At 69.4% G+C, this 14447-nt stretch carries 13 protein-coding genes; 3 read left to right on the top strand and 10 right to left on the bottom strand.

Features of this window, described 5'->3' with window-relative positions:
* The first annotated feature begins 5 nt into the window (after positions 1-5).
* Positions 6-932, top strand: a complete 927-nt coding sequence (locus tag ACQ5SP_RS02695) for a LysR substrate-binding domain-containing protein (RefSeq protein WP_430936151.1) — start codon at positions 6-8, stop codon at positions 930-932.
* 120 nt (positions 933-1052) lie between these two features.
* Here ACQ5SP_RS02695 and ACQ5SP_RS02690 read toward each other — a convergent pair whose 3' ends face one another.
* The gene (locus ACQ5SP_RS02690; RefSeq protein WP_430936149.1) at positions 1053-1859 is read right to left on the bottom strand and encodes a YkgJ family cysteine cluster protein; all 807 of its coding nucleotides are present in this window, start codon (positions 1857-1859) and stop codon (positions 1053-1055) included.
* 339 nt (positions 1860-2198) lie between these two features.
* Between ACQ5SP_RS02690 and citF the strand changes: the two genes are divergently transcribed.
* Positions 2199-3710 carry a citrate lyase subunit alpha gene (gene citF, locus ACQ5SP_RS02685; protein ID WP_430936147.1) on the top strand — a complete coding sequence of 504 codons (1512 nt, stop codon included), beginning with the start codon at positions 2199-2201 and terminating at the stop codon, positions 3708-3710.
* A gap of 146 nt (positions 3711-3856) precedes the next feature.
* Here citF and ACQ5SP_RS02680 read toward each other — a convergent pair whose 3' ends face one another.
* From ACQ5SP_RS02680 to ACQ5SP_RS02640, 9 genes are all read right to left on the bottom strand, one after another.
* A complete protein-coding gene (locus tag ACQ5SP_RS02680) occupies positions 3857-4594 on the bottom strand; it encodes a peptidase (RefSeq protein WP_430936145.1) in 738 nt (245 codons plus the stop codon).
* A 9-nt stretch (positions 4595-4603) separates the two neighbouring features.
* Positions 4604-5401, bottom strand: coding sequence for a transglutaminase family protein (locus tag ACQ5SP_RS02675; protein ID WP_430936269.1), 798 nt, complete (start codon positions 5399-5401; stop codon positions 4604-4606).
* Positions 5402-5403: 2 nt separating this feature from the next.
* Positions 5404-6345 (bottom strand): alpha-E domain-containing protein, encoded by a 942-nt coding sequence (locus tag ACQ5SP_RS02670; protein WP_430936143.1) that lies wholly within the window; start codon positions 6343-6345, stop codon positions 5404-5406.
* 4 nt (positions 6346-6349) lie between these two features.
* Positions 6350-7774 (bottom strand): circularly permuted type 2 ATP-grasp protein, encoded by a 1425-nt coding sequence (locus ACQ5SP_RS02665; protein WP_430936141.1) that lies wholly within the window; start codon positions 7772-7774, stop codon positions 6350-6352.
* A gap of 177 nt (positions 7775-7951) precedes the next feature.
* Positions 7952-9013: a diguanylate cyclase domain-containing protein gene (locus ACQ5SP_RS02660; RefSeq protein WP_430936139.1), complete on the bottom strand. Its 1062-nt coding sequence runs from the start codon at positions 9011-9013 to the stop codon at positions 7952-7954.
* On the bottom strand, positions 9010-9603 hold the full coding sequence (locus ACQ5SP_RS02655; protein WP_430936137.1) for a heme NO-binding domain-containing protein: 594 nt from the start codon (positions 9601-9603) through the stop codon (positions 9010-9012). The genes ACQ5SP_RS02660 and ACQ5SP_RS02655 overlap by 4 nt, the downstream gene beginning before the upstream one ends.
* A gap of 63 nt (positions 9604-9666) precedes the next feature.
* Positions 9667-11436, bottom strand: coding sequence for a DUF4153 domain-containing protein (locus ACQ5SP_RS02650; RefSeq protein WP_430936135.1), 1770 nt, complete (start codon positions 11434-11436; stop codon positions 9667-9669).
* A gap of 71 nt (positions 11437-11507) precedes the next feature.
* Positions 11508-13058 carry a trimethylamine methyltransferase family protein gene (locus ACQ5SP_RS02645; RefSeq protein WP_430936133.1) on the bottom strand — a complete coding sequence of 517 codons (1551 nt, stop codon included), beginning with the start codon at positions 13056-13058 and terminating at the stop codon, positions 11508-11510.
* Positions 13059-13181: 123 nt separating this feature from the next.
* The gene (locus ACQ5SP_RS02640; protein WP_430936131.1) at positions 13182-13874 is read right to left on the bottom strand and encodes an HAD family hydrolase; all 693 of its coding nucleotides are present in this window, start codon (positions 13872-13874) and stop codon (positions 13182-13184) included.
* Positions 13875-13970: 96 nt separating this feature from the next.
* On the opposite strand from ACQ5SP_RS02640, the gene ACQ5SP_RS02635 reads away from it, so the two are divergent.
* Positions 13971-14441: a MarR family winged helix-turn-helix transcriptional regulator gene (locus ACQ5SP_RS02635; protein ID WP_430936129.1), complete on the top strand. Its 471-nt coding sequence runs from the start codon at positions 13971-13973 to the stop codon at positions 14439-14441.
* The last annotated feature ends 6 nt before the right edge of the window (positions 14442-14447 follow it).

Here is a 14447-nt window from a genome sequence, read left to right as displayed (position 1 = left end):
GCGTTTTGACACGGGAATTTCCGCCGTTTGCCGCCGTCCGCGCCTTTGAGGCTGCGGCCCGCAAGGGAAGCATCAAGGATGCGGCGGACGAGCTTTGCCTGACCGCGTCGGCGGTCAGCCACCAGATCCGCGCGCTCGAGAACTACCTGGATACAGCTCTCTTCCGTCGGTCCGGCAACAGGATCGAACTGACGCTGACCGGACAGGCCTATGCGCGGAAAGTGACGGCGCTTCTCGACCTCTTCGACGAAACCACCCGCACGGTGAAGGAGGCTGGGCGCAAGCCCTTCCGCGTGCATTGCACACCCGGTTTCGCCGCCCGCTGGCTGGTGCCGCGCCTGGGCGATCTCGCCTTCGGTGACCGGATCCGGATTTCCGTCTCGAACGGGGCGCCGTCGACCGATTTCTCCTCGAACGGGGCCGACGTGGTGATCCAGTGGGCGGATGCGCATGTTCCGGGGGTGGTGACCGAACCGCTGATGCAGTCGGCCCGCTATCCCGTGGCGAGCCCGGCCCTGAAAGAACGCGAAAACCTTCACGACCCCGAGGACCTGTGCCGGGCGACGCTGATGCATGACGAGACGATGGATGCCTGGGGCGAGTGGTTCGAAGCGGCGGACGTCAACCCGCCCGCCTTTCCCCGGGGCCCGACCTTTCCGAATTGCGAGCTGGCCACGACCGCGGCGGAGAAGGGACAGGGCGTGGCGCTTGCCTATGACGCGGTGGTCCGGGGCACGCTGGAAAACGGCACGCTCGTCAGGCTGTTCGATACCGTGACCATGCCCTTCGTGATCTACTCGGTCGCGTATGCGAACACGCGGAAGGACGACCCGATGATCCGCGAATTCTCCGCGTGGCTGCATGACCAGGTGGAGGCCGAGGGCGTGGCGGCGCAGCGCAAAAGGCCCGATATCCTGGCGCAGGGTCACTAGCCCCCGAGGCCGGGACAGCGGGCCCGGTCGCAGGGCGGGCCGGTTTGGCATCCGGGGGACCCGCCCCCTTGCCCGCCCCACGCGGGCGCCGTTCCCCAGGGCCAGGGCCGCAGCGCCGGGTCAATCGGCCTTGACCAGCACTTCCTTGTCGATGGTGCCCTTCGGGAACCGGGCCCGGCTCAGCGCCTGGTCGATCCCGGCCCCGTCGATCACCTCGCCCGCGAAGCGCGCGAAGCTGTAGACCGTTCCGGTCGCCCCTTCGCCCACGGTTGTGACCCCGATGGCATGGGCCAGGTAATGGATGTCCGCCGCGTCCGAGTTGAGCGTGTAGCCCCGCGCGCCGCCGCTGCGCACCAGATCGGCGCAGGGCTGCGCATCGGTGTTGTAGACCGATCGGCACATGACCGGACGACTTTCGTAGATCCGGCAGGCGCGGCTCTCGGGATCGAGCGCCGGGCAGGCCTGCGCGATCCAGCTGCGCCCGTCGGGCTGCCCCTGCAACTTGGCCAGCGCGGCGCCGGCCCGCCGGGCCTCCGCCTCTGTCACGAGAAGACCGCTGTCCTCGGGGCCGGTCCGCAGGACACAGCAAAAGGCACAGCCCATCCGGCAGGCGGGCGCCCCGCCGAGAGCGCCGGCGATGCCGGCCTCGTCCTGCCGGTCGAGCTCGGTCGTCGCGACCTCCAGCGCGTGGGTGCCGTCCCGCGCCGCGCCGACATGCTCCTTGAGCGGCCGGCCCTCCTCCCGGGCGCGATCGAGCTGCCCCGCCAGCGCGGTCTTGACCTTCTCGAGCATCTTCGGGTTCTGCGCCGGACGCCCCGCCAGCGCCCGCATCGACGCGATCCGCGCGCGCGCGCTGTCCCAGGACAGGACGATCTTCTTCTTCGGCTTGTTCCGTGCGGCGAAACGCCGACGCAGGGACCGGTTCATGTGCTCATCTCCCGCAGGCGCGGCCCGTCAGGGGTTCGGCCGCACGCGGCAAGCGCCCACCGCCGTCTTCCCGCATCTGCGGGCTCCGGGCCGGGCGGGGTGCGACATGCCACGCGCGATGACATTTTCACCGCAGAAGGGTATCAGACCCTTCCGAACTGACAACAGCAACGAGGGTCGGTGCGGGGCCCCGCCTGACCCGCGGCGCAAGGTGGCGACGGCGGACCAGCCCGCGTAGCTGCGTCTGGGCATTGCCCGTCGCGCGTGCTTAATGGGAACGGTCCATCGCAACCCGATGGCACGCGAAACCCGCCCGGTTCCATCTTTGCAGGAATGCTCATGCCGGAGTTACCAAAGCGCATCCCAGGCTACGGGCCGATCCGTACGCCGGCGGACGGCCACGCCGACCGCCTTGCCGCGGCCAAGACCGGCGCGCGCCGGGCCAAGCTGCACGCCGATCTCGACGACGCGATCTCGGCCAGCGGCCTATCGGACGGCGCGGTGATCTCTTTCCACCATCATCTTCGCAACGGAGACGCGGTCCTGAACCGGGTGCTGGAGGCCCTGGCACGGCGCGGGATAAGGAACCTGCACGTGGCGGCCTCCTCGATCTTCCCGGTCCATGCCCCGCTGGTGGACCATATCCGCGAAGGCACGGTGACCCGGCTCTCGGCCAGCTACATCTCTGGCCCGGTCGCCGAGGCGGTGAGCCAGGGGCGCCTGGCTGAACCGGTCATCCTGCGCACCCATGGCGGCCGGGCGCGCGCCCTCGACCGCGGCGATCTGGCGATCGACGTGGCCTTCATCGCCGCGCCCGCGGCCGATGCGCTTGGCAATATCTCGGGCCGCGCCGGACAGACCGCCTGCGGCACGCTTGGATACCCGATGGTCGATGTCGCGGTCGCCGGCCGGGTGATCGCCGTCACCGACACGCTCGTGCCTTACCCTGCCCCGGCAATCGACATCCCGCAGGACAAGGTCGACGGGGTCGTCTGCATCGACCGTATCGGTGATCCGACCGGGATCGCATCGGGCACCACGCGCCCGGCGGAAGACCCGGTCAGCCTCGAAATCGGCGCCCGGGCCGCGGCTGCGATCGCGGCCAGCGGCCTTATGACCGACGGGTTTTCCTTCCAGACGGGCGCCGGCGGCATCTCGCTGGCGACCGCGGCCGCTGTCGGCGGCGAGATGGCCGCGCGCGGCATCACCGGCAGCTTTTGCTCGGGCGGGATCACCGGGTTCCACGTCGACATGCTGAACGCGGGGCTTTTCGCGGGGCTGCTCGACGTGCAGTGCTTCGATCTCGCCGCCGTGCGGTCCTATCGCGACGACCTGCGCCACCAGGCCGTGTCGGCCGCCGTCTATGCCGGGCCGCATATCGGGGGCGCGGTCGTGGACCGGCTGGACGCCGTGGTTCTGGGGGCGGCCGAGGTAGATCTCGATTTCAACGTGAACGTCACCACCAAGGCCGGCGGTCTGTTGATCGGCGGGTCGGGCGGCCATGCCGACACCGCCGCAGGCGCGCGCCTCAGCGTCGTCACGACGCGTTTGACGGCCGCGGGTTTTCCCAAGATCGTGCCCGCCGTCACGACGGTGACCACGCCCGGGGCCACCGTCGACGTGATCGTGACCGAGGCGGGGATCGCCGTGAACCCGGCCCGCGCGGAGCTTGCGGACAGGCTGCGGCATGCCGGGCTGCCCGTCATCGCGATCGGGGAGCTTGTATCGCGGGCCGCGACCGTCGCGACCAGGCATCCTCCGCCGCGCCCGGATGGCCGGATCGTCGCCGTTTCGGAATACAGGGACGGCTCGGTGACGGATGTGGTGCGGCAGGTTTCGGACACGGGCTGACAGGGCCGGGCCGGCTTGCCCGTCGGCGGGAACGACGACACCGCCCGTCCCCCCGCGTCGTCGCGACGGAGCCACGCGCCGGCATCTCGGCGGGGGACGGTGCCTCGACGGCGGTGCCGATGGATCAGGCTATCGGATCTGCGACGTCACCCCGCCCCGTCGAAGGGCGGCAGGTTTTCCAGCGCCTCTTTCAGCGCCGCCCCCCAGCGTTTCGACAGGCTCTCGAAATAGGGATCGTCGGCCTCGATCCGGCCGGTCGGGCCGGCCGCCAGGCTGTCGGCCTCGTAGAGGTGGTAGTCGAAGGGCGCGCCGACGGTCAGGTTGGCCTTCACGGTCGAGTCGAAGCTTACCAGCAGCAGCTTCATCGCCTCGTCGAAGCCCATCGCCGGGTCATAGGCCCGCACGAGGATTGGCCGGCCATACTTGGTCTCGCCGATCTGGAAGAAGGGCGTGTCGGCGCTCGCCTCGATGAAATTGCCCTCCGGATAGATCAGGAAAAGCCGCGGCGGGCCGCCGGCGATCTGGCCGCCCAGGATCAGCGTCGCGTTGAAGCTCGAATCGGCGCGCTGGCCGGTTTCGGCGTGCTGGCTGATCACCTCGCGCAGCGTATCGGCCACGAGCCGCGCGACCTGGAACATCGAGGGCATCGACATCAGGGACGGCTGGCGCTCTTCCGGTGCCTTGGTGCGTTCATCCAGGATGCTGACCACCGCCTGTGTGGTCGCCAGGTTACCCGCCGCCATCAGGGTGACGACCCGGTCGCCGGGCGCAGCCCAGCGATGCTGCTTGCGGAAGGACGAGATATTGTCGAGCCCCGCATTTGTCCGCGTGTCGGACATGAAGACCAGCCCGCGGTCGAGCATCATTCCAACGCAATAGGTCATGGCGGGCCTTTACTGCTGTGCCACCTCGATCTCGACGGAGAGCGCCTCGCCGGCCCCGCCATAGGTGGTGCCCCGCACCGGCGCGGCCTCGGCGTAGTCGAGCCCCGTGGCGACCCGCACGTAGCGCGCATCGGGCGATATCCCGTTGGAGACGTCGAAGCCTACCCAGCCAAGTCCCTCGAGATGGGCCTCGGCCCAGGCATGGGCTGCCTCCTGCGTGGTGCGGTCGTCCAGCATCAGATAGCCCGAGACGTAGCGCGCCGGAACCCCCAATTCGCGCGCGCAGGCCACGAAGATATGGGCGTGGTCCTGGCAAACGCCGCGGCCCGCGGCGAGCGCCTGCTCGACCGTCGAGCCGGCATGGGTGGCACCGATTTCATAGGCGACCCTCTCCCTGATGACCGCCGAGAGCGCGTGGAGCCGGTCGAGATACGGGCCGTCGCCGAGCCCCTTCAGTAGCGTCCGGCATTCGGGCCCAACCCGGGTCAGCGGCGTCGCGCGCCCGAAAAGCCAGAGCGGCGCGGGCCCGCGATGGGCCCCGATGACGCCGTGGGTTTCCGTCATCTCCACCGCGCCCTCGCAACGCACGGTCAGCGCGGTGGTGCCCCGCTCGAAGCTGACGAGTTCGACGGTGTTGTGGTGGTGATCCTCGAAGCTCAGCTCCTTGCGGCCGCCCTCCACCCGTGTCTCCCAGGAAAGGATTTCCTGGCCGCGCCCGGATTTCGGCGTCTTGCGCAATTGCTGAAGTCCGTAGGGCACGGGCGCGTCGAAGCTGTACCGCGTGACATGGGTGATATGCAGGCGCAGCGTCATTCGGCAAACCTGTAGTCGATCTCGATCTGGCGTCCCGCCTCGCCCAGCGCCGCGAGCACCTCCTCGATGTATTCGTGCAGGCCGAGTTCGAGGATCTCGTCGATCTCGTTGGCCATCAGCCGGGCCGCCAGCCCGTCGACGATATCGTGCGACGGCAGCCGCGCGCCGTAGTCCTGTGCAAGGTAGCCCAGATTGTCCCGGATCTTGGAGACGCAGAAATTCAGGCTGCGCGGCATCCGCCGGTCGAGGATGAGGAACCGCGCGATCTCGGGCGGGGTGACGCGATTGCCGTGGACCAACCGGAAGCCGCCCATGGCCGAGACCGAGCGCAGGATCGTCTCCCACTGCACGTTGTCGATGGACGAGCCGACCGACGCCACCGAGGGCAGCAGCACGTAGTATTTCACGTCGAGTATGCGCGCGGTGCTGTCGGCGCGTTCGAGAAAGGTGCCGATCCGGCAGAAATTGAAGATGTCGTTGCGCAGCATCGTGCCGTGGGTCGCGCCCCGCACCAGCGCCGTGCGCTGGCGGAGCGACTTCAGCGCCGGCGTCAGGTCCCGCTCGCCGAGCTTGCGGGCAAGCACCCGGCGCACATCCATGTAGCAGCCGTTTATCGCCTCCCAGACCTCGTGGGTGAGCGCGGTGCGCACCAGACGGGCGTTCTGGCGCGCCGCGTCGATCGAACAGAGCACCGAGGAGGCGTTGTCGCGCGAGCGCAGCATCCAGTCGATCGCGGCTTCCTTGCTGACGCTGTCATGGGCGGCGTGGTAGCCGCCGGCCACGCCCGCGGTCTGCATCACCGGCTCCCAGTCCGCGTCGCCGTTGCCCGAGCGGGTCAGCGCGATGCGCTGGCCTGTCTCGATCAGACGGGCGGTATTCTCGGCCCGCTCGAGATAGCGATACATCCAGTAAAGCCCGTTCGCGGTCTTTCCCAGCATGCGCCTAATCCTCCAGCACCCAGGTGTCCTTGGTGCCGCCGCCCTGAGAGGAATTCACGACCAGAGAACCCTTCTTCAGCGCGACCCGCGTCAGCCCGCCCGGCGTGATCTTCACGCCCTCGGGGCTGACCAGGACGAAGGGGCGCAGATCCACGTGGCGCGGGGCCAGCCCGCTGCGGGTGAAGATCGGCACGGTGGACAGCGCGAGCGTCGGCTGCGCGATGTAATTCGTCGGGCGCGCGCGCAGCTTGCGGCGGAACTCGGCAAGGTCCTTGCGGCTGGCGGCCGGGCCGATCAGCATCCCGTAGCCCCCGGACCCGTGCACCTCCTTGACGACGAGGTTTTCGAGGTTGTCGAGCACATAGGCCAGCGAGTCCGGTTCGGAACAGCGCCATGTCGGCACGTTTTCCAGGATCGGGCGCTCGCCGGTGTAGAACTCGACGATTTCGGGGATGTAGCTGTAGATCGCCTTGTCGTCGGCGATGCCCGTGCCCGGCGCGTTGGCGATGGTGATGCGCCCGGCGCGGTAGACATCCATGATGCCCGGCACGCCCAGCGCGCTGTCGGGATTGAAGTTGAGCGGATCGAGGAAACCGTCATCCACCCGGCGATAGAGCACGTCGACCGGCTGGTAACCCAGCGTCGTGCGCATCGCCACGCGCCCGTCGACGACCCGCAGGTCCTGGCCCTCGACCAGTTCGACCCCCATCTTGTCGGCGAGGAAGGCATGCTCGAAATAGGCGGAGTTGTAGATCCCGGGCGTCAGCACCGCGACGGTCGGCGTGCCGCTGCTGTCAGGCGGCGCCGAGGCCGCGAGCGAGCGGCGCAGATCCGCGGGGTAGGTCTCGACCGGCGCGACGCGGTTCAGCGAGAACAGCTCGGGAAACATCTGCAGCATCGTCTCGCGGTTCTCGAGCATGTAGCTCACGCCCGAGGGCGTGCGCGCGTTGTCCTCGAGCACGTAGAAACTGTCGTCGCCCGTGCGGACGAGGTCGATGCCCACGATATGGGTATAGATGCCGCCTGGCGGCTCGACGCCGATCATCTGGGGCAGGAACGCATCGTTCTTCGCCACCATTTCGACTGGCAGGCGCCCGGCGCGCACGATCTCCTGGCGGTGATAGATGTCGTGAAGAAAGGCGTTGAGCGCGCGGACCCGCTGCTCGATCCCGCGGCAGAGTTTCTGCCATTCGCGCGCCGAGATGATGCGCGGCACGATGTCGAAGGGGATCAGGCGTTCCTCGGCCTCGGCCCGGCCATAGACGTTGAAGGTGATGCCCGTGAGCCGGAACAGGTCCTCGGCTTCGCGCTGCTTGGCGCGCAGCCGCTTCGGGGCCTCGGCGTCGAACCAGGTCTTGAACGCGGCGTAAGGGCGGCGAAGCTGCCCGGTGGCGCCATGCATTTCATCGAAGATCCCGCCGTCACTCATGATGAGATATTAGGCAATGGCCGCCGCGACGGAGCCGCGCGGCGCGTGTTGCCTCTGCTCCTCAGGCCAGAAGCCCAATCTTTAGGCGCAATCGGGGGGAAAGGCTAGAATTTAGTGCGTCCGTGAAGCCGCTCCGCCGGGCCTGCGCGGCTTCCCGGCGGCCCCGCGCCGCGGGGCTCAGGACGTCTTGCGGCCGGCCACGCCGGGCTTTGCCACCGCGAAGAGCGTGTGACGAGCGCGGCCGCCGTCTTTCGACGCGTAGAGCGCGCGGTCGGCGTCACGCAGCATCCGCGCAGAGGTCGGCCGGGCATAGGCGCTCGAGATCGTGGTCCCGATGCTGGCGCTGACCCGGCAGACATGGCCGGCATAGGGGATCGGCACCTCGAGCCGCGCGATGATCCGCCGCGCGATCCGGTCGAGCGTGGCCGGGTCGTCGCAGCGCCGGCAGATCACGACGAACTCGTCGCCGCCGATCCGCGCCACCATGTCGTCGCGGCGGGTCTCCTCGCCCAGGACCTTGGCGACATGGCAGAGAACATGATCCCCGGCCGCATGGCCGAGGCTGTCATTGACCTGCTTGAAATAATCCAGGTCGAGATGCATCAGCCCGAAGGGCTCGGCCAGGTGCGCGTCGGTCAGGCGTTCGAGCAGATGCTCCAGCGCCCGGCGGTTCCGGAGCCCGGTCAGCGTGTCGGTCAGCGCCTCGCGTTCCGCGGCGAGCCGGGCCTCGTCGAGCCGGCGGTTCAGCTTGCGCGATTCCGCCAGGATCGCAGACTGCGCCTCGATCAGGTAGAGCATCTCGACCGTCGGATCGGAGGGCGGGAAATCGCTGCCCGTCAGCCCGAACCGGGCGACCGTGTCGGTGACGCTCAGCCCGGGCGACAGATCGAGCAGCGCCCCCTGCCCGTCCGCCAGGCGGACGAACGCCCCCTTGAGGCTGGTGCGGGGCGCGGCGCGGAAGCTCAGCTGCAGCTTCGCGCCGTCGCGCCCCAGAAGATCGGCGAAGCGGTGGACACCACGCGGCCGGCGCAGCTCGAACACCTCCAGCAGACGCCGGCCCGCCAGCCCCTCGCCGGGTCTGAGCTTTGCCAGCGTCGGGCCCACGCGCTGCACATGCCCCGTCGGCCCCACCCAGACATGCAGCGGCATCAGCCGGTCGAGCCCGCACAATGTCAGGCGCGGTCCCGTCGTGGCATCCCACGCGTCTGCCCCGTCCCCGGCCATGGCGGCGCGGCTCACGGTTCGGCCCGGGCCAACGCGAAGTCGCGGCCCGCGGCATGGTGCCTTTCCAGAAGGCTGACGGTGATCGTCTCGCTCTCGCCGTGAACGCCCCGCGGCGCGTAGTCCAGCACCGCCAGGGTGCCGTAGTCATCGGCCATCGCCCGGATTGCCCCGAGGACCGCCTGGCCGAGACCGGAAGCCGACCAATCGAAATGCAGGCTGAACGATGCCGGTGCATGTTCACGCACGTCGAAGCGCGGCAGTTCCAGATCGGGCAGGGCCAGCCGGACCCTGTCATGCAACTCGTCCAGGGAATGCAGGAAATCGGCGAAGTTCTCGCCGCCGAAGCGCAGCAGCCGGCGCAGCGGCTCGGATGCGGGATTGGTCACGAGATGGTGCCCCATGTCCTCGAGTATGGCGCCACGGTCCTTTCCCAGCACGTCGACGGCGGCCTCTATCACCGCCTCCGTCAGGCCATCGTCATAGGTCAGCATGGTCTCGAAGCGATCGAAGCCGAGATCCGCGCGCAGGCAGATCTCTGACCAGGCCGCGTTGCCATACACCTGCATGACGAATGACTGGATGGACGTGTTGATCAGCCCGTGCATGGCGCCCTCTGCCGCGATCAGGGACGGAAGCTAGCGGGCAGGTCTTAAGAAAGCCCCAAGCGGTCAGGGGCGCGGCACCAGCGTCGGGCCGTTCTCGATCCGAAGCGCCGGGATGTCCGGCGTCCCGATGCTGAAGGCCCCGGCACGGAGCGCGGGGATCAGCACGTCCGGGTCCATATCCGCAAGCCGCGCCCCGTAGAGCAGCGGATCCCCGGCGTCGCGGTAGCCGCCGGGCGCCGCCTGCAGCAGCCGCACCCGGAGTCCCATGCGGCCGGGATTGTCGAGGAAGAGCAGAGCCTCCTCGCCCGCCCAGGCGGGCACGAGATCGGCGAACAGCACGGTGCAGCCCGGGCTGCCATCCGCGAGTGCACGGGCACAGCTTTCGTCCGCCCAGGCCTGGGTCGCGGGCGCCAGTCTTGCGACGAACCCGTCCGGCAGGGCGCGGCCGTCCGGCGCCGCCCGCAGCCGTTCGGAAAGCCGCGCCGCGCGTTCGGGATCGGCGGGCAGGGCATTGGCGAAGGCGTACCGGCTCTCGGCGCGGGCGAGCGCATCGAGACGTTCCATCAGGACGGCATGTTCCGGATGATCGGTCATGGCCCGCAATTCGGCGAGCGCGGTTTTTCCGGGCTTGCCCCAGTCGCGCCCGATCGACCACAGATCGAGCGCCGCGACCGGCGTCTCGCCCGCGGCGAAGCGCGCCACCTGGTTCTTGGCAGAGAGCCGCTCGGCATTGATCACCGGGGTCAGCCAGAGCGCCGCGACGGCGACGATGCCGACCGCCATCGCGACGTTGCCGCGACGGATGCGTGCCATCCACCGCCCGCGCAGCGCCACCGACCCGGCATAGAGCAGCGCATATCCCATCACCGCCGCCGCCGCGACCGCCGCCACGAGACGATCCGGCGTCCAGCCATACTGCTCGACCCGAAGCCAGACCGCATAGGCCGCCAGCCCCGCCAGCACCGGCAGCAGAAGCGACACCAACTGCGCCGCCCCCAGCATCAGGGGGCTTTCGGCCGCCATGTCGTCGGAGTCGTCCAGCGCGGCCGCGACAAGCGTGATCGCCCCGATCGCCATCGCCAGCAGGACCGCCGCGGCCGACAGCCCGCCAAAAGCGTCCTCGAGCCCGCGCACCGGGACCAGCACCAGGAACAGCGTGACGACCGCCGCCACCACGGGCAGCAGCAGTCGCAACAGCCGCAGGACCAGCGACGGCGACAGGTAGGCGGCGAGTTCGTTGAGGACGGCCAGCGCCATACCCAGAACCGCGCCCGAGAGCGTCGCCGCGAACCATCCCTCGCCGGCGAGATCGCCCAGCACGTCGACATCGACAAGGCCGAGCAGGGTATCGGACAGCGCGTAGACCAGCCAGAAGACGCCCACGAAAAGCAACGCCGTCGCGCCGCGCACGACCATCGACCAGGCCTCGCGGAACAGCGCGGCGTAGTCATTCCAGCCGCCGGGGCCGGTTTCACGGGCGACGAGGAAAGGCGGGATCAGGCACACGACCCCGAGATAGGCCGCCACGGGATGCCAGGCACCGAGATAGTCCCGGACCGACGCGAAGCGGAACGACGCCAGCAGCAGCAAACCGCCCGCCACCACCGCCAGCGGCAACGCCGCGCGCAGCGCCCGCCCGAAGGCAAGCGGCCCGGTCATCGCCAGGACGCCACCGAACAGGGGGATGGCGATGCCGCCGCCCAGAAGAAGGATCCGTTCCAGCCCGGGAAAATCGTCGAAGCGGTCGAACAGCAGCCAGAGGCACAGCCCCGCCACGGCACCGAAGCCCCCCAGAGCCAGCCGGTTGCGTGCCAGGTCCCGATCCGTCGCCATGCCGTCCTCCGCGCTTGCCGGGGGCAGAGTAGCCGCTCGCGCCGGGGGGTTCCAGCGGCGAGACGGGCGGCTCAGAAATCGGTGGGGGCGCCGCCCTCGGCCTTGCGGCGCTCGACGAACCCCGCGAGTTCCTCGCGAATGGCGTCATCCATCGGGGGCGGTTCGAACTCCGCCATGATCGCCTTGAAGACGTTGTGCGCACGGACGGAGGTCCAGACCGCCCCGTCGAGCTGCCAGGCCTCGAAATTGCGCCAGTCGCTGAGATAGGGCGCGTAGAACGCGGTGGTGTACCGGTCCTGGGTGTGCTCGGTGCCGAAGAAATGCCCGTCCGGCCCGACGGTGCGGATCGCGTCGACGGCGATGTCGTCGGCCGATGTCGCGTAGGTGGCGGGCTCGAAATAGCGCTGGATCTGCTGGATGAGTTCGCAGTCCATGATGAATTTCTCGGGGCTGGCGATCAGCCCGCCCTCGAGCCAGCCGGCCGCGTGGTAGACCATGTTCGTGCCCGACTGGACCGCCGCCCAGAGCGCGTTCGAGGTCTCCCACATGGCCTGCCCGTCCGGCACGTTCGCCGCGCAGGAGCCGGAGGCGCGCATGGGCAGCCCGTAGAACCGCGCGAGCTGGCCGGTCATCTGGGTGGCACGCATGTATTCCGGGGTGCCGAAGGCCGGCGCGCCCGAGCGCATGTCCACGTTCGAGGTGAAGGTCCCGATGGCGCAGGGCGCACCGGGCCGGATGTATTGCGCCAGCGCGATCGCCGCGAGTCCCTCGGCCAGCGACTGCGCCACCGCGCCCGCCATGGTCACCGGCGCCATGGCGCCGGCCAGCGTGAAGGGGGTGACGACCACCGCCTGCCCGCGCCGCACGCAGCGCATCCAGCCGTCGAGCATCGGGATGTCGTGCTTCAGCGGCGAGGTGGAATTGATGTTGGTGTACATCCGCGGCGTGGCCTCGAATTCCTCGTGGCTGAGGCCGCCCGCGATCCGAACCATTTCCATCACGTCATCGACGCGCTCCGCCCCGAGGCTGTAGGCATGCGCGACCTTGTCGGTCAGCGTCAGCTTGTCGAAGAGCACGTCGAGATGGCGGACGCTGGCGTGGACGTCCACCGGTTCGACCGGATAGCCGCCCGCGATGTGGATGCAATTGAAATACTGGGTCAGTTTCAGGAGGTTCCGGCAGTGCTCGCGGGTCCCCGGGGTCTTGCCCGTGTCCATGTCCCAGTAGTTCGGCGGCGACGAGACGTTGACGAACACCATGTGCCTGCCGCCGATGGTGACCTGCCGGTCGGGGTTGCGCGGCGTGATCGTGAACTGCGACGGCGCCTTGCCGACCATCTCCATCACGAAATCGCGCCCCATCCGGACATTGGTGCCCTCGACCGTGCAGCCGGCCTCGGCCATGATCCCGCGCGCCTCGTCGTTGAGGAACTCGATGCCGATCTCCTCGAGGATGCGCATCGCGCCTTCGTGGACGGCCTGAACCCCCGCCTCGTCGAGCGGCTCGACCGGACGATCGGGGTTTTCCGGGATACGCCAGGGGCTCTGCCCGATGGCCCGCGTATCCGCGAGCCGGACATTGCCGGCCCGCCCGCCGCCGCGTCGTTTTCGTGCCTCTGCCACGTCTGCCTCCCTTGGTCTTCAGAGGCCAAGAGACACCTTTGACGGGGCCAGTTGTTTCCGGATTGCGACGGATCGCGTCGGATTCAGATCAGGATTGGCCGCTTTCGCGTCGCGCGGCGGGGCTCAGCGCTCGGCGCGTATCCAGGCCGGCAGGTGGCCGATATCCGGCAGCACGGCCTCGGCCAGATCCTCCAGCTCCTCGGCCCGCGCGGGACCGGTCAGGACCGCCACGCTGCGCAGCCCGGCGGCCCGGCCGGCCTCGAGGTCATGGCGGCTGTCACCCACCATGACCAGGCGGTCCGGCGCCAGGCCGGTGCGGGCTGCGAAGGCCAGTGGCATGCCGGGGCCGGGCTTGGCGCCGTGCCCGCTGTCATACCCCGCCACGAAATCGAAGGCGCCGCGGATACCGACCGCGGTCAGGTGCGCAATGGCGGGCGCCTCGGCGTCATTGGTGGCCACGCCCAGCCGCAGGCCCCGCGCCAGCAAGTCCGCCAGCAGCGGCACCAGCGGCACGGCCTCGACCTGCGGGGCCTGCGCCGCGGCAGCGTTCATGCGCGCCACCAGATCCGGCAAGTGCCAGCCCGGCAGTTCCGGCAGGAGGGCCGTGGCGATCTCCTCGGGCGTGCCGGCGATCACCACGCTGCCGGGGATGAAGCGCCCGGCCTGCCAATCGTAGCCGATGCGCCCGGCCAGCCCGGCGGCGCGGCAATCGTCGCCCGCCGCGATGTCCCGCAGGAAAACCCGCGCCCAGGCCGCCCAGGTGGCGTGAAAATCGAACAGCGTACCGTCCTTGTCGAAGAGTATCCCCCCGATCATCCTCTCCTCCCAGAATGTCCCCGCCGGCCGCATAGCCCAGCGGAACGGGAAAGGCCAGCCTTGACCCCCTCGGCGGTTTGGCCGACCTTTCCCGGCATGAACGATCCCGCCCCGATCCCCGAACGGCGCTACGCGCTGCACGACTCGCTCGGCTACCAGGCGACCCTGGCCGCGCGCGTTTTCGAGCGCCGGCTGGAGGACGGCCTGCGCGAGGCCGGCCTGACCCGGATTGGCTGGTGCATCTTGCTGGCCGTGGAAGAGGAAGGCCTGACCGCGCCCTCCGACATCGCCGCCTTCATCGGCATTGGGCGCACCGTCGCCTCGCGGGCGCTGCGCCAGATGGAGGCCGAGGGGCTCATCACCCGCCACAACGGCACCCGCGACCGGCGCACCACCGAAGTCCGCGCCACCGCGGAGGGCATGCGCCGGCTGACGGCCGCGCTGCCCGCGGGGCTCGAGAACAACGCGCATTTCAACGCCAAGCTGACCGCCGCGGAGCGCGAGGCGCTGCTGCGGCTCCTGTACAAGCTCCGGGCGGGCGAGGATCAGCCGCTGAGCAGTTTCTGAGAGACC

The sequence above is a fragment of the Rhodovulum sp. YNF3179 genome, assembly GCF_050586465.1.
In the GTDB taxonomy this organism is placed as follows: domain Bacteria; phylum Pseudomonadota; class Alphaproteobacteria; order Rhodobacterales; family Rhodobacteraceae; genus CAJXYS01.
The sequence above is the reverse complement of the archived record's forward strand: the minus strand, read 5'-3'. Positions and strand labels throughout refer to the sequence as shown.

Bases quoted from the DNA above. Each gene is read 5' to 3' on its own strand.
- ACQ5SP_RS02655 (WP_430936137.1), bottom strand. From the start codon at position 9,603: ATGCACGGGCTGATCAACACGTCCATCCAGTCATTCGTCATGCAGGTG.
- citF (WP_430936147.1), top strand. From the start codon at position 2,199: ATGCCGGAGTTACCAAAGCGCATCCCAGGCTACGGGCCGATCCGTACG.
- ACQ5SP_RS02640 (WP_430936131.1), bottom strand. From the start codon at position 13,874: ATGATCGGGGGGATACTCTTCGACAAGGACGGTACGCTGTTCGATTTT.
- ACQ5SP_RS02665 (WP_430936141.1), bottom strand. From the start codon at position 7,774: ATGAGTGACGGCGGGATCTTCGATGAAATGCATGGCGCCACCGGGCAG.
- ACQ5SP_RS02670 (WP_430936143.1), bottom strand. From the start codon at position 6,345: ATGCTGGGAAAGACCGCGAACGGGCTTTACTGGATGTATCGCTATCTC.
- ACQ5SP_RS02650 (WP_430936135.1), bottom strand. From the start codon at position 11,436: ATGGCGACGGATCGGGACCTGGCACGCAACCGGCTGGCTCTGGGGGGC.
- ACQ5SP_RS02680 (WP_430936145.1), bottom strand. From the start codon at position 4,594: ATGACCTATTGCGTTGGAATGATGCTCGACCGCGGGCTGGTCTTCATG.
- ACQ5SP_RS02690 (WP_430936149.1), bottom strand. From the start codon at position 1,859: ATGAACCGGTCCCTGCGTCGGCGTTTCGCCGCACGGAACAAGCCGAAG.
- ACQ5SP_RS02635 (WP_430936129.1), top strand. From the start codon at position 13,971: ATGAACGATCCCGCCCCGATCCCCGAACGGCGCTACGCGCTGCACGAC.